This is a genomic window from Micromonospora sp. MA102, from assembly GCF_025460765.1.
Taxonomy (GTDB): domain Bacteria; phylum Actinomycetota; class Actinomycetes; order Mycobacteriales; family Micromonosporaceae; genus Micromonospora; species Micromonospora halotolerans.
The window spans coordinates 24,564-47,176 of record NZ_JAMWEG010000011.1 but is presented as its reverse complement, the minus strand read 5'-3'; the positions used below and the strand labels follow the sequence as shown (position 1 = coordinate 47,176).

The following is a 22,613-nucleotide window of genomic DNA, read 5'->3' as shown; positions in this document are numbered from 1 at the left end:
GCAGCCATGGCCGCTGCGCCACCCAGCCGGCGGCGTCGAGCACCCACCGCGCGGCACCCGTCGATGGTGTGAGGACATCGGTGCCGGGCGCGGAGGGGCTGGGTGCAGTTGCCAGCAAGGCCAGGAAGCTGGCGAGGGACCAGTTCACAGCTCGTCTCCTTCGTCGTCGAGGTCGGCCAGCTCGCTCGGGCTCGTGGTGCAGAGCCGATGCTCGGCGGGGGAGGCGACGGCGTCGAAGCTGGTCCGGTTGGTGCCGGAGATCAGCAGTCCGGTGCCGACCCGGGCGGCGAGGAGTAGGCGTTGCTCGCCGGCGGTGAGCCCGAACGCCTCGCCGATGGCGTCGATGGCCTGCGGGGCCTGCTTGAGCAGGATTTGGGTGGCGGCGTTGGCGACGACGGCCTGGCCGAGGTCGGTGCCCAGGACGTCGGCGACGTCCTGGGTGATGACGGTCAGGCCGGCGTGGCGTTTGCGGGCCGCCTTGGACATGCGGAACAGGAACCGGGCGCCCTCCCCGTCGCGCATGAGCAGCCACGCCTCGTCCACCACGACGAGCCGCCGCGTGGCCAGCCGGCCGGGGGCGTCGACCTGCAGCCAGATCGCGTCCAAGGCGAGCAGGGTGCCGACGGTGCGCAGCTCGTCGGGCAGGTGCCGCAGCGACCACACCACCAGATGCCCATCCGGTCGGGTGGTGGTCGGCCCGTCGAACAGCTCCGAGAACGACCCCTGCACCCATGGCGCGAGGCGGGCGGCGAGCTGCCTCGCGGCGGGGTCGTCGTCGGTCTGCAGGCAGTTGGCGAGGTCGCGCAAGAGCGGGGCGGGCCGGTGGTGGGTGGCCGGGTTCGCGGTGATGCCCGCGGCCCGGTAGACGGCCAGGATCGCCCGGTCCAGGGCCGCCCGTTCGGCGGGCGGCGGCTGCTGCCCGAGCAGCACGCTGACGAGGGTGTGCAGGAACAGGCCGCGTCGGGTGAGCACGTCCGGGCGGGTGTCGCCGGCCGGCAGATCCAGGGGGTTGATCTTCACCCCGGACGCGCCGAGGCGGACCACGGTGCCGCCGACCGCGTCGGCCAGGCGCGGGTACTCGTCTTCGGGGTCGATGACGGCGACCTGCACCTGCTGGTAGAGGTTGCGCAGGATCTCCAGCTTTACGAAGTACGACTTGCCGGCGCCGGAGCGGGCCAGGACGACGCTGTTGTGGTTCTCCTGCGCCCACCGGTCCCACCACACGATGCCCTGCGAGTCCGGGTTCACCCCGTAGAGCACCCCACCCTCGGCAGGCGGGTCGCCGGGCAGCGGCGCCGGCAGATCAGCGGAGGCGAGCGGGAACGCGGCAGCGAGGGCGGCGGTGTCCATGGTGCGCCGCATCCGCAGCGAGTCCGTCGCCAGCGGAAGGGTGGTGCTCCAGCCCGCGAGGTGCCGCCAGGTGGCGGGTTGCACCTCGATCAGGGTGGACGCGGCGGCGGCCTTGACCTGGGAGCACGCTTCGAGGAGTTCGTCTTCGGTGCGGGCGTGCACGGTCAGGTAGAGGCCGACGCGGAACAGTTTCGCCGCGCCGCGGGCGAGCCGCTGCGCGAGGTCCGCCGCGTCATCGGCCGCGGCGTCGACGCTCGGGTCGGGTAACTTGCCCCGCTCGGCGTCCGCGCGCCGGGAGGACTCGAAGCGGGCCCGCTGGGTGCGCAGTCTGGCCGCGGCGATCGGGGCGGGCAGCGGGTCGATGTGCAGGGCGAGGTCGAGGCGGCCCGGCCAGGACAGCAAGGGCTCGAGCCAGGCCGGGCCGACCTCGGCCGGGTAGCCGGTGACCACGAGGGTGGCGGCGTAGCCGTCGCCGACGCGCAGCATCCGCGGTGTCACCTCCACCGAAGTGGGGGCGACCGTCGCGGTCAGCCCCCGCGCCCGGTGGCCCGGTCCGCCCGGGTGGGATCGCGTGCGCTTCTTCATGCCTGTCAGCTCCTTTCGGGTTGGCGGCGCCGGTGGGGCGCGGACGCGGTGATGACGGCGTCGGGGGCCGCGAGGCCGCCGGGCCGGGGCGGCCGGTAAGGGTCAGCCGCTGCGGCGAGCGCGGCGGTGACGGCCGCGCCGTCCAGCGCCCGGGTGGTGACGCCGAGGCCGGCCAGCGCGCGGACGGTGTCCTCGGCGCGCCGGCGGGCGGCACGCTCGCCGACGGTGGTTCGGGTGACGATGAGGACCTGCCGGCGCAACGGATCCCGCCGGGTGGCGAGGTCGTCGAGGAAACGGGCATGGTCGGCCGCCGCGTCCGCCAGGGCGGGGTGCGGCAGCTGCTCGGCCGCCTCAGCGAGGGTGCGGGCGGCGCCCTGCAGGTCCACCGGCTGCGCGGACACGACGATCTGCGTTGGCGTGGACAGCGAGTTCAGCCACCGGCCGAACGTGTCCACCAGCGCGGCCTGCTCATCAGGGGTGCGCAGGGCGAGGTTGACGCTGGTGGCGGCCACCATCGCCGCCCGCGCTCCGGCCAGGCGAATATCCCCGCCCCCGTCGATCGCGTCAGCAGGCAGCGTCAATGGCGCCGGCAGGGTCACCTTCGACGCCGGAACCTGCACCCAGTCGGGCACCTCGGTTGTCGTGTCGGTCGTCGACAACGCCCGCGGCGCTCGAGAGTGCCGCACGGCGGCGAGCAGCCACACATCCAGCGGCAGGCCGTCCCGCCGGCCCACGGCCACGCCGAACACGAGACCGCCGAGCACGACAGCCGCGCCGACCAGTACCAGCGCGGGAACGAACGTGTGCAGGGTCCGCCAGGCGCCGTAGAAGGCGAGGGCGGCGACGGCGAGGAACGCCAGCTGCCGGAACGTCAACCCGTACAGCACCTTGTCGGGAGCGTCGACGTCCGCCGGCATCCGCACCCGGCCCGCATCTGCGCCGTCATCGTGGCGGCTCATCGGCCCACCGCCTTCAGCCCGCGGCCGAGGCCGGGAACGGAACGGGTGGCCTGCTGCACGACGAGGACCCGCACTGCCGCGCCGAGCATGTTCACCCCGCGGCCGCTGTTGCCCGTGGCCGCGTAGCGGCGCATCAGGGACGGCACGCGCAGCGTCGTCCAGAGCATGACCATGACCACGAACAGGTTGATCGCGCCGCCCGGATCCACCGGCAGCCCGAGCACGGGCAGCAGGTGCTCGGGGTCGGTGAGCATCCACTGCCCGGCGTAGAGGGTGAAGCCCTGCACCACGGGCACCGCGAGCACCCCGGTGTAGGAGCGCCACCACATGCGCGCGACCGGTTCGGTCTGCGGCAGCGCGTGACATGCGAGGGCCAGCGGCGCGAAGGCGGTCAGGACGATGACGACGGCGAAGCGGACGATCACGCTGAACGCGGTGCCCGCGAGGAGGACGGCGATGATCGCCACGCAGATCACGAACAGCAGCACCGCCGTGGTGTCGCGCCCGGCGAGGATGTGCGTCTTGATGGCGCGCAGCGCGCCGTCGCTGTCGCCCTCGGGTGTGGTGAGCGCGCCGGTCAGGGCGTTGGCCAGGTCGATGAGCATGCCGCACCACAGCTGCGAGAAGTGCGCGGCGACGAACCCGACGATCAGCCTCGGAATCAGGTCTTTGGCGGTGTAGCGGGTGGTCTCACTGCCGCCGGCGGTCATGGTGAGCACCCCGGCGGCCACGAAGGCGAGGACGAAGACGGTGTCGACGACGAGCACCGAACGGCCGGTCAGGGCCTGCACCTGCGGCAGGGCGGTGACCTTCGGGGTGATCAGCAGCGCGTTGCTGATCACCCCGAACAGGGCGTCCAGGCTCGCGAGGATCGCCGTGGCCAGCCAGTCCAGGATCTGGTCGAGTAGCCAGCTCATGGTCAGCCTCCGACGATGCCCTGGACGACCTGCAACAGGACCGGTGCGAGAACGGCCAGGCCGTAGCCGACCAGAGCGTTCTTCAGCGCGCCCTTGGCCCGCTCGACCTGCGCCGGGTCGCCGCCGGCGGTGGCCCAGTAGACGCCGGCCAGGACGAGGAACAACGTGGCCAGGGCGGCGAGAACGCCGATCAGCCAGGCCCGCAGATTGGCGATGACCACCGGCAGCGAGTTCACCGCCACGGTCACCGGCGCACCAGGATCGGCGTGTGCGGCGGCCGGCACCGCCACGACCAGGGCGATCGTGACGGCCACCGTGACGAGGCGGCGCAGGACGTGGACATTGGCGAGGGCACGAAGACGCGCGCGGATGCGGTACATGGACCGGTTCACCTCCAGCCCACCTCTCGACCCAGCGAGGGGCGGGCGTCGAAACGGATGGGCCGCCGCCGGACGCTGCAGACGGCAGCGGCGGCGAGTCGCGACAGTCCCTCGGGAGGAGCGCGTCCTCCCTGTCGGGTGTGGCGGGAATCGGTGAGGTGTCAGCGCACCAACACGGCACGGCACCCGAGGCGCCCGGCTCGCGTCAGCCCCATCTCAGGCCCGGCGGCGGGCGGAACCTCCCAGCGCCTCGTGTGGCGCGGCGGAAGAGTTCCGCACCCTCAAACCGGCGTTTGTCAGCTCTGCCGGACGCCCCCGGAGCTGACACCGCTCTGACAGCCACCGGCATCGTGATGCCCGGCCGGCTCGGTAGAGGTGCGTGGCGCGAGGGCGACGTCCGTCAGTTGACCTGATCTTCCTGCGCCGTCTGGCAGGTTCTCCCTGTCGAGGTGACCCGTGTCCCGTCCCGCGAATCCAGCCCCTGCCGCGCTGGAACGGGTCGTCTTCGGTGCTCCGTCTCCTGGAATCTGGCACCGGCCTGGCACCGCCGATGAGTTCTGGGAGGCGGGCCGGTCCAACCCTGAAGACAACGGTTAGGAGGTCTCGATGGGCACGGTGGTGCTGCACAAGAGCATGTCGTTGGACGGCTTCGTCGCCGGTCCCGACATCGGCGCGGAACATCCCATGGGAAGGGCGGCATGCGGCTACACGAGTGGATGTTCACCGACCGACCCGACCCGCGCGACAAGGAGATCATCGCTGCCACGTTCGCCTCAGTGGGCGCGGTCGTGGTCGGCAAGCGCACGTTCGACGTCGGACTGCCCCACTGGCACGACACCCCGTATCCGGCGCCGACCTTCGTCCTCACCCACCAGGCCCAGGACGAACTCCGCATGAACAGCGCGACGTTCACCTTCGTCACCGACGGCATCGAGACCGCCCTCACGTCCGCCCAGGACGCGGCCGACGACAAGGACGTGATCGTGATGGGCGCCCAGACGGGACGGCAGTTCCTGCACGCCGGGCTGCTGGATGAGTTGCAGATCAACCTCGTGCCCGTCGTACTGGGCGCGGGAACCCGGCTACTGGACGACCTGGGCCACATCGAGTTGCAGCGCACGCGGGTGATCGCCTCCGACGCGGTCCCGCACCTGCGGTTCCGGATCGTGAAAGAGCGGGTGACCGTACCCGCCGGCTGACCACGCGACGCCCTGCCTCCGGTCCCTGCTATTCGCCAGGCGGCAGAGGCAAGCCTTCCGGGTCAGGCGGCTGCCCGAGGCGCGCTCCGCAGGGCGCCGGAGCGGCCGGCGCGAGTGCGCGCGCGGTGCGCGGCCTGGTGCTGCAGCCACTCGCGAGCCTTGGCCGAGACGACGCCGCTGAGCAGACCCATCGCGAGGGCGTCAGCCAGGCGCTGGTCGATGCCGTTCATCCGCTTGCGCAACGCGTCGACGGTGATGCCCAGACGCGCGGCGATCGGTTCGATCGCTCTGCCCCCGAGCCGCAGGTCGATGTAGGGCTCGAGGTCACTGGCCTCCAGCAGACCGAGCCGCGCGGCCCGCCGAACCAGGAGGTCGGGGTGGCCGTAGGGGACGTGCGGCGTGCGCGGGCCGACGACGTGCTCCAGATCCTGCACCGGCACCGCGGTGCCCGCGCGGCGCAGCATCTCGTGTCCGGCCCGCCAGGCGGCCATGCACAACGCGGCGTACGGGGCCGGCTTGGCCAGGTCGACGCGGTCGCGCAAGGCGGCGAGGAAACCGGTGAGGATCTCCGCGTCCAGGTCGGCGCCGTCACCGGACCACCCCGCGTGCAGCCGTCCGGCATGCCGGCGCAGCGCTGGCATCGCCATCGCCACCGCCGCGATTACCCAGGACGGTCCGCCCAGGCGAGCGCGGCGAACCAGGTCCCGCCACACCGCGTCACGCGCCGCGTAGGCGCGGGGATGGCGCAGCAGCCAGTCCCGCAGCGCCGGCAGTGTCATGACACCGGCCGGCAAGCCGGTGCCAGGTCCGAGTCTGTCCACGTCGAGCGTCAGGGGGGCGGGGCCCGTGGTCAGTGCCGCGAAGGCGGCCTCGACAGCGTCCAGCGGCGAGTCCGGCCAATCCGAGTCGGACACGGTCATGTCACACACTCCCAGAGGCGATCGTCGGCTACGCGCCGGGGTGGTGTCACACCGGCGCGGAAGACATCGATCGGGCCACAACGCCCTCACAGACCTCTGACAGCCCAGGCCAGTAGTACGACAGCGCTACGCCGCCGCACTGCCACGGATCAACGCAGACGGCTGCCGTCGTCCGTGTCGGATCCTGGCAACGGCCTGACAAACCGGCTCTGACCTGCGCGCTGGACATCGGCGGCCTGGCGGTGACAGTAGCCGCGCCGGCCGACCTGACAGCCATGTCGTCCTCTCAACCGAACCTAGCGAGGGCCTGACAACGGCGTCTGCCGTGGCCGTCGTTCAGGCTGTTGCTGACGGACAGCGCTGATGTAGCGAAACATGGCATGGCGCCCGACACGGCGGCCGCACCAGGTCTGACAGCGGCACCGACGGGTGAAAGACATGGCGGTCATCGATGAAATCGCCTCACCGCGCTGGACCTGACACGCGCGGCAACCGCCGGTGCGGTGAATGTCTGACAGCGGCGGCCCTCCAACGGATCCCACCGCTGCCGCCATGGCTGTCCGTCACCTTCGGTCAGGGCGGGCGTGACACCATCCGGGCACGTGTGACCGAGCCAGGGCACCACGCTGCCACGCCCGGCGGTGCTGTCAGACTTCCGTCAGAGCCAAGGGGTGTCCGCCACAGCTGACACACGCCGATTTGAGGGTGTCAGCGCACCACGGGCGCGGCGTGGAGCCACATCCACATGAGCGAGCACACACCGCAGCACCCCCACGACCCTGTCCAGCCCGTCGACCCACCCGAGGCAGACCCGACCCTGACCGACGTGGTCGCTGGTGACCCACCGGTGCCGGTCACCGTGTGGCGCACCGCCCGCACCGACGCCGACACCGGCCGCAGCATCGGTGCCCGGCTGGCCTACCGGCTCGTCGCCGCCTACAGCCGCCCCGGCGACCCGGTCGTCGACCTCACCTTCGACCACGCCTTGGCCGCCGTCTGCCACGCAGGCCGCCGCCGGCACCACCCCGGCTGGTTCACCGACGTCTCCAGCCTCATCATCGGCCCCGCCACCGCACGAACCCCGCCCGACCCGGCCGCGCCGCCCGCTGACGGGGACCTGCCGGACCTGGTCACCTGGTTCGGCGACGACCTCACCGACCCCGACCTGCCCCCGTCCACCGACCCGACCACCCCGTCCCGCCACGGCACATCACTGCAGGAGGCGACCAGCCTCGTCGTGGCCTGCTGGCCCCTCGACACCGCAGACGCCACCAACCGGATCCGGCTGGCATGGCTGCTGACCGCTGGCGCGCGCCTCCTGCGCCCCGGCGGCTGTCTCGTCCTCGTCGTCACCGTCCCCACCACCACGGCCGTCGGGCCCGAGGACTTCACCCCGGTGGCCACCGCCGCCGCGTCCGTCGGCCTGGGCTACCTGCAACACATCGTCGCCGTCGTCGCCGACACCGAGGGGGACACCTTCATCTACCACGTCACCGACGAGGAACTCCTCACGATCGCCCAGCAAGCCAGCCCCGAGCGGTGGACCGTGGCGCACCTGAAAGTCCACTCGGACCTCCTGGTCTTCAGCCCTGTACCCGGACCGGCCACCGGCCAGGCGAATCGGCGGCGGTGCGAGGGCGGTGAGGGTCGTGGCTGATCACACACCCTTCCCACTCGGCCAGGGCCGGCCCGGCGACGCCGAGGACGCCCACCCCGGCCAGCACAGGTACGACGGCGGTCACCGCGAGGACAGCGGACGTCACCGGGCGCCGGACGGACCGGAGGGTCTGTCGGTGTGGGCGACCGCGCAGCAGACCGGGCCGGTGCAGCGCCGCGGCCGGTACGTCGCCGAGTCGGTCAAGCACCCCGCCCGGATGCTCCCTGCGATCGCCGCCCACGCGGTGCACGCCTACACCCGGACCGGCGACCTGGTCCTCGACCCGATGTGCGGGATCGGCACCACCCTGGTCGAGGCCATCCACGCGGGCCGCGACGCGATCGGGGTGGAATACGAGCCGCGATGGTCGAACATCGCGGACGCCAACATCACCCAGGCACAGCAACAGGGCGCCGGCGGCCGGGCCTCCGTGGTCCGCGGCGACGCCACCCGCCTGCGATCGCTGCTGCCCGCCGCCCTCACTGGGCGGGTCGCCCTGGTCGTCACCTCACCGCCGTACGGGCCCACCGTTCACGGCCTCGTCCGGCCCGGCGCCGACGGGGTGGCGAAGTTTGACAACGCCTACAACGACGGCACCGACCGCGGGAACCTCGCTTACCGGGACCTCACCGGTCTCACCGACGGGTTCGAGGAGATCCTGTCCGGCTGCGCGGTGCTGCTGCGCCCCGGCGGCACCGTGGTGGTCACCGCCCGTCCCTGGCGCAAGAACGGCCAGCTCGTGGACCTGCCGTCCGCGGTCATCGCCGCTGGCCTGCGCGCCGGCCTAGCCCCGACCGAGCGGTGCGTCGCCCTGCTCGCCGCGGTCCGCGACGGGCGGCTCGTCGCCCGGCCGTCGTTCTTCCAACTTCAAGCCGTGCGCAAGGCCCGCACCGCCGGCACCCCGCTGCACCTGATCACCCACGAGGATGTGTTGATCTTCCGCCGGCCGGAACTACCCGCTGAGGTCGCCGATGAATGACGACCACCGCCGGGCGCCAACGTCCGCACCGGTGCGCGGGAGGTGGCGTGAGTGACCGCGTTCCCGGGCCGCGGATCGGTTCGCTGTGCACCGGCTACGGCGGCCTCGACCTGGCCGTCGAACTGGTGCTCGGCGGCCACCTCGCCTGGTACGCCGAAACCGACCGACACGCCCGCACCGTCTGCGCCCACCACTGGCCTGGCGTGCCCAACCTCGGCGACATTCGCACCGTCGACTGGACCCGCGTCCCGCCCGTTGACGTCCTCACCGCAGGCTTCCCCTGTCAGGACATCTCCAACGCCGGCAAGCGCGCCGGCATCACCGGCCCCCACTCCAGCCTCTGGCAGCACATCACCAAAGGCCTTCGCCTTCTTCGACCCCCGCTCGTGTTCGTGGAGAACGTCGCCGCCCTGCGCAGGCGCGGACTCGACGTCGTCCACACCGACCTGGCCGCGCTCGGGTACGACACGAGCTGGATGTGCCTACGCGCATCCGACATCGGCGCCGCGCACCGACGGGACCGGCTGTTCCTGCTCGCCAGCACCAGAGGCGGGGGAGAGGATGCGGACGCTGCCCACGCCCTGCGCCCGTGATGGCAAGGGACCCGGACACCAGAACGGGCTGCCCGACGTCATCGAACCCCACGACACCCGCCACGACCTGTTGCCGACCCCACGCGCCAGCGACACCGGCACCCCCGGCCGCGCAGGTAACGGCTTCCGGCCGCCGCTGTCACAGGTGCTCCTGCCCACGCCGCGGGCGACAGACGGGCAGAAAGGCTGCCCGGGACAACGGGGCTCGCACGGCGACCTCACCCTGCCGTCCGCGGCCGTGCGATGTGCAGCGCCTGCCCTACCGACGCCCCGGGCCTCCGACGCGCGAGGCCCCGGCCACCACGGCGACGGCGGCCCCGACCTACGCACCACCGTCGCGCAGCTCGCTACCAGCAGCCTGGGAACACCCGATGAGGCGACCTGGGGGATCTACGCGCCCGCGATCGCACGCTGGGAGCTTCTGATCGGCCGGCCCGTTCCCGCGCCCACCCAACCCGGCCAGCACGGCAAACCCGTGCTCGCACCGCCGTTCGTGGAATGGCTCATGGGCCTACCCGCCCACTGGGTCACCGACCCCACGCTCGACCTCCCACGCACCGGCGCGTTACGCCTCCTCGGCAACGGCGTCGTCCCCACCCAAGCGGCGACCGCCCTGCGGCTCCTGCTCTGCCGCCACCGCTGACCACCACACCACCCGGAACTCTTCGCGGGCGCCCCATAGGGCTGCCCGCGAAGAGCCCGCGTCAGCCCCGGCCACATCCAGATAGGCGCAGCGCTGCCCAGTCCGGTAGCGAGTCGCGGACATCGAGGGTGATCTTGCCCTGGAACGGCTTGACTGTCACGAGCCACTTTTCGGCGCGGCCCTCATCAGCACCGTAGCGACATCGTTACCGCGAGCACGGCCAGATCGGTGAACATGTTTCACAGTCGCGAGACGCGGGCCGGATCGCCGCTCGGGCAGCGTCGCCGGCGGTGGCGGTCTAGGCTGGCCCGCATGCCTGCTGATCATGGCGCACGCGACCTAGGCCAGCTGATGGAGCGCGTCAATGCCGGTTATTTCGAGGAGGCCCGCGACATTGCGTGGCTAGGCTTTGTGCCCGCCGGCAAGGCGTCGAGCATCAACGCCGTCGCCGGACTCGGTCCCCAGCAGATGGCGACGGAGATCGGGATCTCCGCGATGGAGCCGCCGAGCGCGATCGCCCTGGTACGGCGACGCTGCCCGGGCATCGTCATCGCCATGGGCCGCCCAGGCGAACCCGATCCGCGCCAACCCTTGCGTCCAGGCGGCGCCATGCTGTGGCATTACGACGGTACCCGGGAGACCGCGGCCCTGCCCCCGCCCGACCCGGACGCCGCAGGGGTGGTGACGGAGCTTGCCGCGCAGCGGTCCTGGGGCCCGCCTGCGGTCACCTTGCATGCGGCGGCGCGGCTGCGCGAGGTACCCGTCAAAGAGTTGTTGTCTTTGCTCGTCCACCCGCCGCAGTCGCCGGTGCGCACACGGATGTCCGTGTGGGAGCGGACCGTACAGGCGTGGTGCTGCCTTGGCCTGCTGCACCGGGGTGAAACGGGGCTGCTGGCTGACATCGTCTTCGGCGTCGAGGACTGGACCACCGAGGCGGCCGTCTACGCGCTGGTGGCCTCGGCGTGGACGGACCCGGCGCAACGGGCCGGCGTCGCCGCGCTGGTGGCCGAGCGCTTCGAGGAAGCGTTTACGGCGCAACAGACCCGGCCCGTGCTCATCGCGACGTCGCTGGCGCAGCTTGCGTGCGTGACTCCGGACCTGTCCGCCGCCACGCGCGACGCGGCCCGGCGGATGCTTGCCGAAGACGTGCTGCCCTCGGCGCAGCCACAGCCCAGACGGACAGTGTGGGACAAGCTGCGGGGCCGCTGACACCGGCGCCGCGTCACCCTCATCCGACCAGCTGCGCATAGCGCGACAGTGGAGGCGCGAGTGGCATCGTTGTCGCACAGGTACGCGGCCGGGGCAGCGCGAGGAGGCGGCTGCCCAGGGTGGAGCCTTAGCACCGCGGCCCCGCCGAGAGCGCTGCAGCCGCTGATGACGTCGCCCGACTTCTGACACGCCGAGCTCGTTGGGAACCGGACGGCGATCTGGTGGAGATCCTCGCCAACTGCGGCTAACAGGTGCGGTGAGGCTCTGGTAGCGCCGAAGCTGCGGCGAAGGCGACCGTGTCGGTGAGGCCGCCCTCCGGGTTCGCCAGCACCGTGCAATCCGCGTGATGGCTGTCGACGATCGCGCGTGCCGGCCGCTGCGGACCCGCAGGCGCTGCTCGGCTTTGCCGCCTATCCACGCCCACGCGGGTCGCGGCAGATCCGCGCATGATCGCCTACTCGCATCTGTGGAGCTGGTGCGCGATTGCATGCGGCGAAGTTCCTTCTAGATTTTCCGGACAGCGTGTCGAAACGGGGTCCTGCCATTCGAGCTACAGGTTGAAGGCCGGGAAGCGGCCCGTTCTGTGGGGAGACCACCATGCTGTCGACCGCGCACCTACCTATCACGGCCCCGGGCAGGTCAGATCCTGGGCGACGGCGGAAGCTGCTGACCGCCGGCCTGGTCGCGGGACCGCTGTACGTCGTGGTGTCCCTGATCGAGGTCGCGGTCAGAGACGGCTTCGATCCCTCCCGACACGCGTGGAGCATGCTGGCCAACGGATCCTTCGGCTGGGTGCACAGTGCGAACCTGGTGGTGTCCGGCGCGCTCGTCGTCGCAGGCGCGACCGGTCTGTCACAGGCGCTCAGGAGTCAGACGGCGGCAGCGCTGCTCGCGCTGTACGGCGCCGGCATGGTAGGTGCCGGAATTTTTCGCGCGGATCCGGGCCGCGGCTTCCCGGCCGGCACGCCGGAGGTGGTGCCGGTGAGCTGGCACGGAATCCTGCACTTCGTCGTCGGCGGCATCGGCTTCGTCGGCCTGTTCGGGGCGTGCCAGTTCCTCGGGCGCCGCCTGCGCCGGGAGAATCGTCCAAGGCTGGCGGCATTCTCGCACGTCACCGGCACCCTGTTCCTGGTCCTGTTCGTCGCTATGGCCGCCACCGGTGGGGCCTCCTGGGCGTTGCTGACCTTCACCGCCGCTGTGATCCTGGCTTCCGTCTGGCTCTCGACGATCTTCGCCTACTATCGCCGTTCCCTCTGATAGGAGAGATGACATGCGCTACCTGACGTTGCTCCGCGGCAGGCACTCCACCACGCCCCCACCGCCCGAGCTGATGGAGGCCATCATGACCTTGGGACAGGACGCCACCCAGGCAGGCGCCCTCCTGGACACCGCGGGCCTGGCACCGAGCGCGAGCGGCGCCCGGCTCAGTCTGGTCGGGAGTGAACTCACGGCGATTGACGGGCCGTTCGCAGAGTCGAAGGAGGTCATCAGCTACGCGATCTACGATGTGCAGTCGAAGGAGGAGGTGGTCGAATGGGCCGCGCGGTTCCTCAAGGCGCACCGCGATCTGTGGCCCGGCTGGGAGGGCGAGGTCGACATCCTGAAACTGTTCGGTCCGGAAGACTTCCCGGCACCGGCGTGACGATCGACGGAGGACCGCACCCGTGAGCACCGATCCTGCGGCAGTGCGCCACGTGCTCGAAGCGGTGTGGCGGATCGAGTCGGCGAGGCTCGTCGCGAGCCTCGCCCGGCTCGTCGGCGACGTCGGGCTCGCCGAGGAGCTCGTCCAGGACACCTTCGTGGTCGCGCTTGAGCAGTGGCCCCGTGACGGTGTCCCCACCGATCCGGGCCCGTGGCTGCGAGCCACCGGGAAGCACCGGGCCATCGATACGGTGCGGCGCCGCCAGCAGTACGCCGGCAAGCTCGCCGTCCTGGGCGCTGACGCCGTCCGGCAGGAGCGCGACGGCGAGGACGAGCTCCTGGACTCCCTCGACGACCACATCGGCGACGACCTGCTCCGCCTCATCTTCACCGCGGCACATCCGGTCCTGTCCACCGAGGCGCGCGTCGCGCTTACCCTGCGCCTGCTGGGCGGGCTGAGTACGACGGAGATTGCGCGAGCTTTCCTCATCCCGGAGGCCACCGCCGCCCAGCGCATCGTGCGTGCCAAACGGACGCTCGCGACGGCCGGCGTGCGGTTCACCATGCCGACACCGGCCGAGATCACGGACCGGACGAGCACGGTCCTCGGGGTGCTCTACCTCATCTTCAACGAGGGCTACGCCGCGACCGGCGGCGCCGACTGGACACAGCCGGCGCTCTGCCGGGAGGCGATGCGCCTCGGGCGCGTGCTGGCCGGGCTGCTTCCGGACGAGCCGGAGGTCCACGGGCTCCTCGCCCTGATGGAGCTGCAGGCGTCGCGGCTACCCGCCCGCACCGACGACGCCGGCCGGCCGGTCCTGCTCGACGATCAGGACCGGCGCCGCTGGGACCGGCTGCTGATCCGGCGCGGGCTGACCGCCCTGGAACGTGCCGAGTCGCTCGGCGGTGGCCCGTACACCGTGCAGGCCGCCATCGCGGCCTGCCACGCCCGGTCGCACACCGCCGCTGACACCGACTGGAAACGGATTGCGGCCCTGTACGAGGTCCTCGCCTACCTGCGGCCCTCACCGGTGGTCCGGCTCAACCAGGCGGTCGCGGTCAGCAGGGCCGGCGATCCAGTGCGCGGCCTGACGATCGTGGAAGCGCTGAGCGCAGAACGGGCGCTCCGCGGGTACCCGCAGCTGCCGGCCGTCCACGGGGAGCTGCTGGCACAGGTCGGGCGGATCGCGGAGGCCCGGACGGAATTCGAGCAGGCCGCGGAACTGACCCGCAACGAGGACGAGCGAACGCTGTTCCAGGCTCGCGCAGAGGCCCTTGCGTCGCACCCGGCGGACCGTGCAGAACCAAGACTTTTCCGCTGCCGACCGTGACCGCTGGCCCAGCCGCACGCGCTCAATCTGCCTAGAGTCCGGCAGGAGGCGAGGGTCTGCGGCTGCCACTCGGCCGGACCGACGTGTGGACGCACCGGCTGAAGGTAAGGTCGCGGAGGACCGGCGTTCGGACTGCGCCTTCTTGGCGGGATTCATGGCTCAGTCGAGCAACCAGCGGTGTAGCTGCGTGCCGTACGGAGTCAGGGCGAGCGCCGCCAGCGCACACCACACCCCCGTGCTGACGATGAGCCGGCCGAACACCTTCCGGTCGTCGGTCCGCCAGGTGCAGATGAGGGCTGCCACCCCGAGGACCACGGTCACGGAGGCGAGCGGGTAGACGAACATCGCCACCACGCGACTGACCCCGAACACCCAGACCAGCGGGTTCCACACTGAGTCCGGACCGGCCGGCGGAAGGGAGTCCTTCGGGTCGCCCAATCGTTCCAATCGCGGGTCCAGCACAGCCGGGAGGTCACCGGTGTGCAGTGCGGCCACGAGCAGCACACCGAAGCTACCGACCAGGTATACCGCCAGCATCAGCAACTGCGCCGACACCACTACGCGTCCGCCGAATAAGGCGGCCGAGACCTGATCCTGTCGACTCATCGGCGCAACGTACCCGCTCACCGCAGACGTCGAAAAGCCCGTGTCGACAGGCGGGCTCAGTGCCTCCGTGAGCGCACGCGCGGCATCGGCATCCATCGGCTGAAGCCGCTGGTTTCGCCATACCAGTGCTGATGCCAGCCCGGGTTGGGGCGGCGGCGTAAAACCTGGCCGACCCCGCGGTTGAGGCGGCGGGATGACACACCCGAGCTGCCTCGCGGCGCCGCCGGCGCGACGCCCAGCGGCGGGCTCCGCGAGGTGCCGAGGAAACCGCAGGCCTGCCCCGACTGCTTCCGACGTTCGGGCCGGCGCGACCTCGGAAGAAGGCCACGCGGTGGGAAGCTGTCAACCATGGGAAGCCGACCCGGGCCAGTGGAAATCATGTGGCAGCATGGGGCGGAGGCCTTCGCCTTCCTGACCGAGGAGTGGGATTTCACCGGTCCTGAGCTAACAGATGCCGGCATCGCCTTCCATCGGCCCGACCTGCATGTCGATGTCGAGATCTGGGCGTGGAAGAACGAAGCCGGCTTCACCACAGGGGTGCGCCGGGTGGACCCGGCGACCGGCGAGCAGCAGGCCGCCGGGCTAGACCGTCTCTATGTCGAGTGCGGCCTCGGCCCGCCACAGCACGTCCCCGAAAACCTCGGCGGCGGACACACCATTGTCAAGCGGTTGACCCAGCATGCCCGAGCTCTACAGCTCCTCATGCCGTACCTGACCGGACCGGCGGCGGCCGCACTGTTCCATCGATGTCGCAGTGGTCCTCGATAGGAGCCGGTGTGACGTCTCGGGAAGCCTCGGCAAACGCACCGACATGCCGCGAGGCACGCGGTCGATTAGGCCTGTCGATGTCCGCTAACCCTCGAGGTTGAGCGCCCCGGCGTACACCTCGCACTCGGGGTTCTTGTAGCCGCCCCACCGGTTGTCCGCATCGGTGATCGGCCTCAGGTTGCCGCATCCGCCCGGCCTCATGCCTTCGAGACGGGGGCGCTCCACGTCGAGCCACTCGCTGAACGCCTCGGCGTTGGGGCGGTCCTCCGGACCCACCGACAGCATCACATTGGCGACCCAACTCACCGCATCCCCAAGCCACGCCCGGGGCCGTACCAGAGCCCGATCTTGTCCGATTCCCAGCTGACAGTCTCTGACCCCAAGCTGACCCAGTACGACGCCAACAGCCGCCACCGGATGAACGCCGGCCCCGAGGCAGCGGGGAGGCGAGGCGGATGCAGCATGCTCCGGGGTCATCTGACGTCCCGCGCAGACACCACCCGCGCCGGTGCGGTCCGCCCTACCACGGCCGGATGGTCTTCGTGCCGTGGCTGCTCGCTGAACCGCCCCGCTGACCCGGCGACTGATTGACCACATGCAACATGCGGGATACTGTGCCGTATCGTGCAAGAAGATTCCAAACAGGATCCACCCCGGCAGTGGAATCGAGTGGTGATCACCTCGCCGCCGAACCGGGCCCTGGGTGCCACGTCGCGGTGCGGCGCGCCTGGCAGGAGCCCATCGCCGAGGATGGAGTAGCAGATGTTCGCCCGCCCGCCACTTCGCGTCCTTCTCGCGACGATCACGGCGGTCCTGACGCCGTCCGCAGTCGTTGTCCCGTCCTCCCCGGCGACGGCCGCCGAGACAATGGTCATCACTCCCTCGACTCCCGGCGCCTACTCCGAGACCGGAACCTGGGCGAACGCCCGGGACCCCGGTTACGACGGCTCTCCGTCGCGGTACAGCCGGACCCCCGGTTCCACGGCCACCTGGACCGTCGTGGCACCCGCCTCCGCCAGGTACGACCTCGCCGTCTACTACGCCGCGAGCGTCGACAACGCCAAGGTGGAGTACGCCTGGACCGGAGGGCCGGACACCCCGACGGTGGTCAACCAGGCCGTCGGCGGCAATGCCTGGCGCCAGATCGGCTCCACCTACCTTGACGAGGGGCAGACCTTCACCCTGACCGTCACCGCTACCGCGGGTCCGGCGGTGACCACCCCCAACCTCAACGTCATCACCCGGGCCAACGCCGTGCGGTTGCTCGAGGTGGCCGGCGACGAGGAACCGGTCGCCGACTGCGGTACAGACGACACTGCGGCACCGATCGTCGACGCGCCGGAACAACCTTTCCCCTCCTACCGGCTGTCTCAGCACGGCACCATGGTCTCGCTGGCCGGCGACGGCTGGACCATGTCGATCGACCGTCGAGGCTTCCGCTATGGACTCGCGGTCGACGGCGCGCCGGCCGCGGCGCCGCACCCGACAGCCGGGTTGCAACTGGCCGTCCCGGACCGTGCGCCGTGCGACGCCGTCGCGGCGACGCTCACGGCGGCGGACGCGTCGAGCGCGCGGTTCTCCGTGACCTTCTCCAACGGCCGCCGGGCAGACGTCACGGTGGTGCCGGCGGACAATTCCGTCAACCTGCGGGTCACCGCCGCCGACGCGAGCACCGGCAGCGTGCGGGCGCAGGTGGCCGGCGGCATGAACCCCGCGTACGGGCTCGGTGACCTGGGCGGATTCCGGACCGACCTGAACGTCTACGGCATCCGCAACCTCGACTACTACGCCCAGAACAGCGCGGGCACGACGAACCAGCGCTTCGTCTCGACGTTCACCGTCTTCCCCGGCCGGAAGCTCGCCCAGGTCGTGCTCTCGGACGAGAGCCTGGCCGTGCAGGTCGACAGTGCCGCCACCCTGCTCGGTGTCAACGGCCCGCAGATGTCCGGGCTGCACTACTTCTTCGGGGACATGCAGACGATCTACCGGCGCTACGCCGAGGTCCGGCGGAGCGCGGGCTATGTCGACGCGAAGCCGGACTACACGCTCTTCGGCGTCGGATACGAGTCCTACGGGGCGCTCGGCTACAACACCAACCAGCAGACCATCACCGACTCGGTGACGACGTACCTGGACAAGGGCTTCCCCCTCAGCTGGGTGGTGACCGGCTCGGGATTCTGGCCGTACGGTTCGGGGAGCGCCCAGGGCACGACCTCGAGCTTCGGCCTCTGGGGCGCGAAGTACCCGGATCCCGACGGGTACAAGAAGTTCCTGCACGACAACGGGATCAAGCTGCTGCTCGGAGCCCGGCAGTCCTTCCGCGCGCTGCCGGCCGACGGCGGCACGTACGACCCCGCTCTGGACGGTGACGGCACCGCCGTGGGCATCGAACGGGGCTACTTCATCAAGGACGCGAACGGCAAGCCGCGGGTGTTCCGGCCGGTGTCGTTTCCCAACACCGCGATGTACCTGATCGATCCGAACAACGAGGAGGCTGTCCGGTGGTTCGTGGCCCGCAGCCGGGAGTGGGGAGCGGACGGATTCAAGGAAGACCACATGTTCGACGGCACCGGGAACCGATACGTCAACAACGCGCTGGTGAACCCGATCAACGAGGGCCTCGACGACGACGGCAAGCTCATGATGGTGCGCAACAGCGCTTTCTCGGTGGCGGGCTCCATCCTGCGGATCAACGACACCGACTACAACCAAGGGCCGGGGGACCGCGACCGCACGGTCGTCAACGGGCTCGCCTACGCGGCCAGCGGTCAACCCAACTTCTATCCGGACATCGTCGGCGGTCGGATCATCGGCGACCTGGAGACCAACACCTCGAAGCAGCGGTACCTGACCCGGAACGCCATGATGGCCGCCATGTCGCCGGCGATGTCCTTCGGCAACGAGCCGTGGCGGATGAACGACCCCGGCCTGGTAGCGGCGACCCGGAAGGCCGCACAGTGGCATGCCGAGTATCAGCCCTACATCTACTCGGCGGCCATCACGGCGTACGAGACGCGATTCCCCTCGACGGCGACGCCGCTTCCCGTGGCGTTCCCCGACGACCCCCGAGTCCGCGACCTGGCGTCCGCGGCCAGGAAGCAGTACGAGTGGATGCTCGGCCCGTCATTGCTGGTCGCACCGCTGTACGGCGGTGACACCGACACGGCGATGTCCCGTGACGTCTACCTTCCGGCCGGCGAATGGATGGACATCGAGACCGGGCAGCGGTTTTCCGGCCCCACCACTCTCACCGCCTACCAGCAGCCGTTTGGCAAGATTCCCGCCTTCGTCGGCGGTACCGGCATCCTCGTCCACGACCCCGGAGCGCGAGATCCGGGCGACACCGTCGCCGCCGGAGACCTGCGGGCCAGCATCTACCCCGTCGCCGCACCCGGCGCCACCCTCACCTATACCAGCAGCGACGGACACACCCGAAGCCGGATCACCGCGAAGAACACCTCGTGGTCGGCAGAGGACATCGTCGTCCGGGACTCGTCGGGCGCCGACATCGCCTTCAGCAGGAACCCGGTCACAGGGGCGATTGAGTTCGCAGTGAAGGCGGGGATGGACTACGTGGTCTCAGACGCTGATTCTCCGGAGTGGGGCCTCAAGATCGTGAACGTCCAGCCGGCCGGGCCGGTTGTCACCGGCCGGGCGCTGCCCGCGCAGTTCGAACTGGTGGATCAGACCGGGTCCCCCGCCGGCCGCGCCGTCACCGAGGTGGTGCAGGCGGCACCGGACGGCGCCGAACGGCAACTGGAGTTCGAGACGGACGACCAGAACCGGGTCCACACCGTCCTGAAGACGCGGGCCGGCGTCGCGGGAGCCTACGTCGTCGTCGTGAAGGCGGCGGGCGGGCGCCGGTTGGCGCACTTCACCGTGAACGTCACCTGACACGCTGACAAGGAGATCCTGTTGACGACACCTGCACGAGCGTGGGCCGGTGCTGCACTGGCGTCGATCCTGATGGCGACCGTTGGCCTGACGGCGACGTCCGCCGCGGTCGCCGCCCCGTCCCCGACAGCGGCAGCGGCAGCGGCACCGATGTTCACCGACGACTTCACCGCCGGGCTCGGCCGGTGGCGGGCGCTGACCGGGTCGCTCGCGGAGTGGACGGCGACCACCGCCGAGTTCCCCTACGCCTCGATCGACACCCGTACCCAGTCATCGGGCCGGTACATCGCCCCGGTGACGCCGGTGGGCCTGCCCGACGCGTACGAGCTGCGTACCAGGGTCCGCGTCGATGCGGCCAGTGACTCACCCGCGGTCTCCGTGCTCACGGACCTCCGGGAACCGTACGCCGTCACCCAGAACAATCTCGCGGCGCAGCTGACCGGCTGGTCCGGAGTTCAGGTCTCCCGTCCGGTGACGCAGACGGTGTGCCGCGGCCCCGCCCCGCTGCGGCAGGGCGAATGGCACGAGCTGGTCATCCGCCGGGCCAACAACATCTCCGTCGTGGAGATCGACGCCCAACGGGTCGCCGTGGTGGACGCACCCGCGGCCGGTGGCACCATTGGCCTCGGCGTCTACCACGCCCAGGCGTCGTTCGCCGCCGTCGCGGTCACCGCGCTGACCACCGTTCCCGCCGACCACCCCGCCACCGCGTCGGGCTGTTCCTGGACCGAACCTGGCGAGCCCGATGCCGATCAGCCGATCCTGGTCAACCAGAGCGGCTACAACCTCGGCCAGGTCAAGCGGTTCACCGCACCCCGCGCCGTCGACGGCGACCGGTTCAGGATCATCGACGCCGCCGGCACCGTCCGCCACGAGGGCACCGTCCGCGGCCAGATCGGCGACTTCACCGACTTCGACCCGGCCGAGCTGGGACCGTACACGGTGGAGGTGCAGGGCGCGGCCGGGACCGGCCGGTCCGTCCCGTTCGGAATCGGCGCCGACTGGATCGAGCGCGTCTCCTACCGCCGGGCGGTGCAGTTCATGACCGACGTGCGCTGCTACTACGGCGACTTCAGCAGGATGGTCTACGGCGGCACCGATCCGCAGAACTGCTACCTCGGCGTCGGCTGGCGCGACTCGCACCAGATGTCCTTCGAGCTGCCGTCGCTGATTGACATGTACCTGGCCAACCCGTCGGCGTTCGTGCAGATCAAGGACCCGCAGGCACGGTACGTGGGGCTGCCGGTGCAGCTGCCGGCGGACACCCCGGAGATCGTCCGGCTGATCCACTGGGCCGTCGAGGTGTACCTGGGCGGGCGGGTGAACCACACGCTGCTCAAAGAGCAACTTGCCGCCTTCCTCTACGCTTATCCGTACCTGGCGGACTACATTCCCCGCAGCGTCTACGAGCGGGCGCGCGACTACCTCTTCCCGATCTGGGACGACGCAGCGAAGGACCGCTTCGCCTGGTACGACACCACTCCCCACACCGCCGACCTGCTGCAGGTCTACACGCAGGTGGGTTCCGGCAAGGGGGAGCTGCCGCCTGGCCACTCAGTGTGGCCAAACGTGATGATGTACGAGGTCGCCAAGCGGGAGGGTCGCGCTGACGCGGACCGGTACCTGACCGCCGCGAAGGCCCAGGCCACCTGGCTGGTCGGCAATCTCGACGTCGCCGACCCGAGCGTCACCAAGGGACAGCGCCAGGGCGAGTACCACCTGATCACCGGCCTCGCGCGGCTGCTGCTGACCTACCCCGACCAGGCGCCGCCCGGCACCCGGGACTTCATCCACCGGTGGGCCGAGGTGGCGGCGGAACGCTCGGAGAACCTGTGGGACTTCCGCAGGTACTCCGCGGACCGGTGGACCATTCCGCCCTTCACCGGCGGTGGGTCCGCCAGCGATCCCAACGAGACGGGCAATGTGGCCGGCTTCGCCGCCCCGGCGCTGGCCGCCGCGCGGGTGCTCGGCGACGATCCGCTCGCCGCGCGGCTGCGGCAGGTTGCCGTGGCCCAGGTAGACAACATCTTCGGCCGTAACCCGACCGGACGGCACGCCTCGTACCGCGGGCCGACGGAGGAGTGGGGCTTCGAAGGCGTGGACCGCGGCTGGTACTCGGAGTTCCAGGGCGGGGCCGGTCGCCTCCAGGGCGCCCGCGGCGTGCTCGACGGCAGCCCCAAGAACGCCCACTACCCGTACAACCCGGGCGTCGGCAACGTCGGCCACTCCGAGGGTTGGGTCACCTTCAACACCGCCTGGAACGAGACGCTGGCGTGGCGGGCCGTCGACGCCACCGCGGTACGGGTGGCCGACGCCGCCGGCACTCCGGTGCACCGGGTGCCGGAGGGCGGCCGGGTGCACGTTCGCCTGACCGCGCCGCTGAACCTCGACGCGGCGGCACTCGACCGGGCCGACCTTCAGGTCCGGGTCGGCGAGCGCGCACCGCAGCGGCTGACCGCCGTGCAGGACGGGCCGAACACCACCACGTACACCGCGGAGCTGGACCTGGCCGCGCTCGGCGCGACGCTCGGCGACACGGTGACCGTCTCCTACGGCCTGGGCTACTTCACCCGTCAGGCCACCGTGACCGTCGCAGCGCCGCTGTGCGCAGGTCGGGAGCCCACCATCGTCGGCACCGACGGCCCAGACCGACTCAGGGGCACGGCCGGGGCCGACGTGATCGTCGGCCGGGGCGGCGACGACGTGATCGTCGGCCTCGGCGGTGACGACGTCCTCTGCGGCGGTGCGGGCGCGGACCGGCTGGTCGGCGGACCCGGCGGCGGAACCCTGCTCGGCGGGCCGGGCACGGACGTCGTCGTCGGCGGCCCCGGCGACGATCGGCTCCACGGCGGCTCCGATCGGGACGTGGTGGTCGGCGGCGGCGGGACCGACCTGATCGACCAGGACGGCCCGGACGCCTGATCCGGGCGCGGTGCCGGGCGGCCGGGCCGCCCGGCACCGTACGGATCCGTGCCGTCGTTC

At 71.0% G+C, this 22,613-nt stretch carries 19 protein-coding genes; 12 read left to right on the top strand and 7 right to left on the bottom strand.

The features are described 5' to 3' along the window. Positions 1-144: 144 nt before the first annotated feature. The 4 genes from NFX44_RS21760 to NFX44_RS21745 form a co-directional block, all read right to left on the bottom strand. Positions 145-1,836, bottom strand: a complete 1,692-nt coding sequence (locus tag NFX44_RS21760; RefSeq protein WP_262285550.1) for a VirB4 family type IV secretion system protein — start codon at positions 1,834-1,836, stop codon at positions 145-147. 104 nt (positions 1,837-1,940) lie between these two features. After that, on the bottom strand, positions 1,941-2,894 hold the full coding sequence (locus tag NFX44_RS21755; protein WP_262285420.1) for a PrgI family protein: 954 nt from the start codon (positions 2,892-2,894) through the stop codon (positions 1,941-1,943). Beyond that, complete coding sequence (locus tag NFX44_RS21750; RefSeq protein ID WP_262285419.1) at positions 2,891-3,811, bottom strand: hypothetical protein; 921 nt, start codon at positions 3,809-3,811, stop codon at positions 2,891-2,893. The genes NFX44_RS21755 and NFX44_RS21750 overlap by 4 nt, the downstream gene beginning before the upstream one ends. Before the next feature lie 2 nt (positions 3,812-3,813). Continuing rightward, on the bottom strand, positions 3,814-4,191 hold the full coding sequence (locus NFX44_RS21745; RefSeq protein ID WP_262285549.1) for a pilin: 378 nt from the start codon (positions 4,189-4,191) through the stop codon (positions 3,814-3,816). 698 nt (positions 4,192-4,889) lie between these two features. On the opposite strand from NFX44_RS21745, the gene NFX44_RS21740 reads away from it, so the two are divergent. Further along, positions 4,890-5,390 carry a dihydrofolate reductase family protein gene (locus NFX44_RS21740; RefSeq protein ID WP_262285418.1) on the top strand — a complete coding sequence of 167 codons (501 nt, stop codon included), beginning with the start codon at positions 4,890-4,892 and terminating at the stop codon, positions 5,388-5,390. A 62-nt stretch (positions 5,391-5,452) separates the two neighbouring features. On the opposite strand, the gene NFX44_RS21735 is transcribed toward NFX44_RS21740, so the two are convergent. After that, positions 5,453-6,310 (bottom strand): hypothetical protein, encoded by an 858-nt coding sequence (locus NFX44_RS21735; protein WP_262285417.1) that lies wholly within the window; start codon positions 6,308-6,310, stop codon positions 5,453-5,455. Positions 6,311-7,055: 745 nt separating this feature from the next. Between NFX44_RS21735 and NFX44_RS21730 the strand changes: the two genes are divergently transcribed. From NFX44_RS21730 to NFX44_RS21695, 8 genes are all read left to right on the top strand, one after another. Further along, positions 7,056-7,967 carry a hypothetical protein gene (locus tag NFX44_RS21730; RefSeq protein ID WP_262285416.1) on the top strand — a complete coding sequence of 304 codons (912 nt, stop codon included), beginning with the start codon at positions 7,056-7,058 and terminating at the stop codon, positions 7,965-7,967. Next, positions 7,960-8,946, top strand: a complete 987-nt coding sequence (locus tag NFX44_RS21725) for a TRM11 family methyltransferase (RefSeq protein ID WP_262285415.1) — start codon at positions 7,960-7,962, stop codon at positions 8,944-8,946. The genes NFX44_RS21730 and NFX44_RS21725 overlap by 8 nt, the downstream gene beginning before the upstream one ends. 47 nt (positions 8,947-8,993) lie before the next feature. Next, positions 8,994-9,539: a DNA cytosine methyltransferase gene (locus NFX44_RS21720; protein WP_262285414.1), complete on the top strand. Its 546-nt coding sequence runs from the start codon at positions 8,994-8,996 to the stop codon at positions 9,537-9,539. Beyond that, entirely contained in the window at positions 9,508-10,182 is a 675-nt protein-coding gene (locus tag NFX44_RS21715; protein ID WP_262285413.1) for a hypothetical protein, read from the top strand. The genes NFX44_RS21720 and NFX44_RS21715 overlap by 32 nt, the downstream gene beginning before the upstream one ends. Before the next feature lie 312 nt (positions 10,183-10,494). After that, the gene (locus NFX44_RS21710) at positions 10,495-11,391 is read left to right on the top strand and encodes a hypothetical protein (protein WP_262285412.1); all 897 of its coding nucleotides are present in this window, start codon (positions 10,495-10,497) and stop codon (positions 11,389-11,391) included. Between the two features lie 597 nt (positions 11,392-11,988). After that, positions 11,989-12,648 (top strand): DUF998 domain-containing protein, encoded by a 660-nt coding sequence (locus NFX44_RS21705; RefSeq protein WP_262285411.1) that lies wholly within the window; start codon positions 11,989-11,991, stop codon positions 12,646-12,648. 13 nt (positions 12,649-12,661) lie between these two features. Then, entirely contained in the window at positions 12,662-13,033 is a 372-nt protein-coding gene (locus NFX44_RS21700) for a YciI family protein (protein WP_262285410.1), read from the top strand. Between the two features lie 22 nt (positions 13,034-13,055). Continuing rightward, entirely contained in the window at positions 13,056-14,363 is a 1,308-nt protein-coding gene (locus tag NFX44_RS21695; protein ID WP_262285409.1) for an RNA polymerase sigma factor, read from the top strand. A gap of 159 nt (positions 14,364-14,522) precedes the next feature. Here the strand turns inward: NFX44_RS21695 and NFX44_RS21690 are convergent, their stop codons facing one another. Further along, complete coding sequence (locus NFX44_RS21690; RefSeq protein WP_262285408.1) at positions 14,523-14,969, bottom strand: hypothetical protein; 447 nt, start codon at positions 14,967-14,969, stop codon at positions 14,523-14,525. A gap of 348 nt (positions 14,970-15,317) precedes the next feature. Here NFX44_RS21690 and NFX44_RS21685 point away from each other — a divergent pair, with 348 nt between their 5' ends. Then, complete coding sequence (locus NFX44_RS21685; RefSeq protein WP_262285407.1) at positions 15,318-15,737, top strand: hypothetical protein; 420 nt, start codon at positions 15,318-15,320, stop codon at positions 15,735-15,737. An 84-nt stretch (positions 15,738-15,821) separates the two neighbouring features. Here the strand turns inward: NFX44_RS21685 and NFX44_RS21680 are convergent, their stop codons facing one another. Then, positions 15,822-16,043, bottom strand: coding sequence for a hypothetical protein (locus NFX44_RS21680; protein ID WP_262285406.1), 222 nt, complete (start codon positions 16,041-16,043; stop codon positions 15,822-15,824). 693 nt (positions 16,044-16,736) lie between these two features. Here NFX44_RS21680 and NFX44_RS21675 point away from each other — a divergent pair. Continuing rightward, a complete protein-coding gene (locus NFX44_RS21675) occupies positions 16,737-19,631 on the top strand; it encodes a TIM-barrel domain-containing protein (protein ID WP_262285405.1) in 2,895 nt (964 codons plus the stop codon). Between the two features lie 150 nt (positions 19,632-19,781). Next, entirely contained in the window at positions 19,782-22,553 is a 2,772-nt protein-coding gene (locus tag NFX44_RS21670; RefSeq protein WP_262285404.1) for a hypothetical protein, read from the top strand. Positions 22,554-22,613 lie beyond the last annotated feature (60 nt).

What these genes read in the sequence shown, in the direction of transcription:
- NFX44_RS21750 (WP_262285419.1), bottom strand. Translation starts at nt 3,811, where the DNA reads ATGAGCTGGCTACTCGACCAGATCCTGGACTGGCTGGCCACGGCGATC.
- NFX44_RS21715 (WP_262285413.1), top strand. Translation starts at nt 9,508, where the DNA reads ATGCGGACGCTGCCCACGCCCTGCGCCCGTGATGGCAAGGGACCCGGA.
- NFX44_RS21685 (WP_262285407.1), top strand. Translation starts at nt 15,318, where the DNA reads ATGGGAAGCCGACCCGGGCCAGTGGAAATCATGTGGCAGCATGGGGCG.
- NFX44_RS21710 (WP_262285412.1), top strand. Translation starts at nt 10,495, where the DNA reads ATGCCTGCTGATCATGGCGCACGCGACCTAGGCCAGCTGATGGAGCGC.
- NFX44_RS21700 (WP_262285410.1), top strand. Translation starts at nt 12,662, where the DNA reads ATGCGCTACCTGACGTTGCTCCGCGGCAGGCACTCCACCACGCCCCCA.
- NFX44_RS21740 (WP_262285418.1), top strand. Translation starts at nt 4,890, where the DNA reads ATGCGGCTACACGAGTGGATGTTCACCGACCGACCCGACCCGCGCGAC.
- NFX44_RS21730 (WP_262285416.1), top strand. Translation starts at nt 7,056, where the DNA reads ATGAGCGAGCACACACCGCAGCACCCCCACGACCCTGTCCAGCCCGTC.
- NFX44_RS21745 (WP_262285549.1), bottom strand. Translation starts at nt 4,191, where the DNA reads ATGTACCGCATCCGCGCGCGTCTTCGTGCCCTCGCCAATGTCCACGTC.
- NFX44_RS21760 (WP_262285550.1), bottom strand. Translation starts at nt 1,836, where the DNA reads ATGCTGCGCGTCGGCGACGGCTACGCCGCCACCCTCGTGGTCACCGGC.
- NFX44_RS21705 (WP_262285411.1), top strand. Translation starts at nt 11,989, where the DNA reads ATGCTGTCGACCGCGCACCTACCTATCACGGCCCCGGGCAGGTCAGAT.
- NFX44_RS21670 (WP_262285404.1), top strand. Translation starts at nt 19,782, where the DNA reads ATGTTCACCGACGACTTCACCGCCGGGCTCGGCCGGTGGCGGGCGCTG.
- NFX44_RS21690 (WP_262285408.1), bottom strand. Translation starts at nt 14,969, where the DNA reads ATGAGTCGACAGGATCAGGTCTCGGCCGCCTTATTCGGCGGACGCGTA.
- NFX44_RS21735 (WP_262285417.1), bottom strand. Translation starts at nt 6,310, where the DNA reads ATGACCGTGTCCGACTCGGATTGGCCGGACTCGCCGCTGGACGCTGTC.
- NFX44_RS21755 (WP_262285420.1), bottom strand. Translation starts at nt 2,894, where the DNA reads ATGAGCCGCCACGATGACGGCGCAGATGCGGGCCGGGTGCGGATGCCG.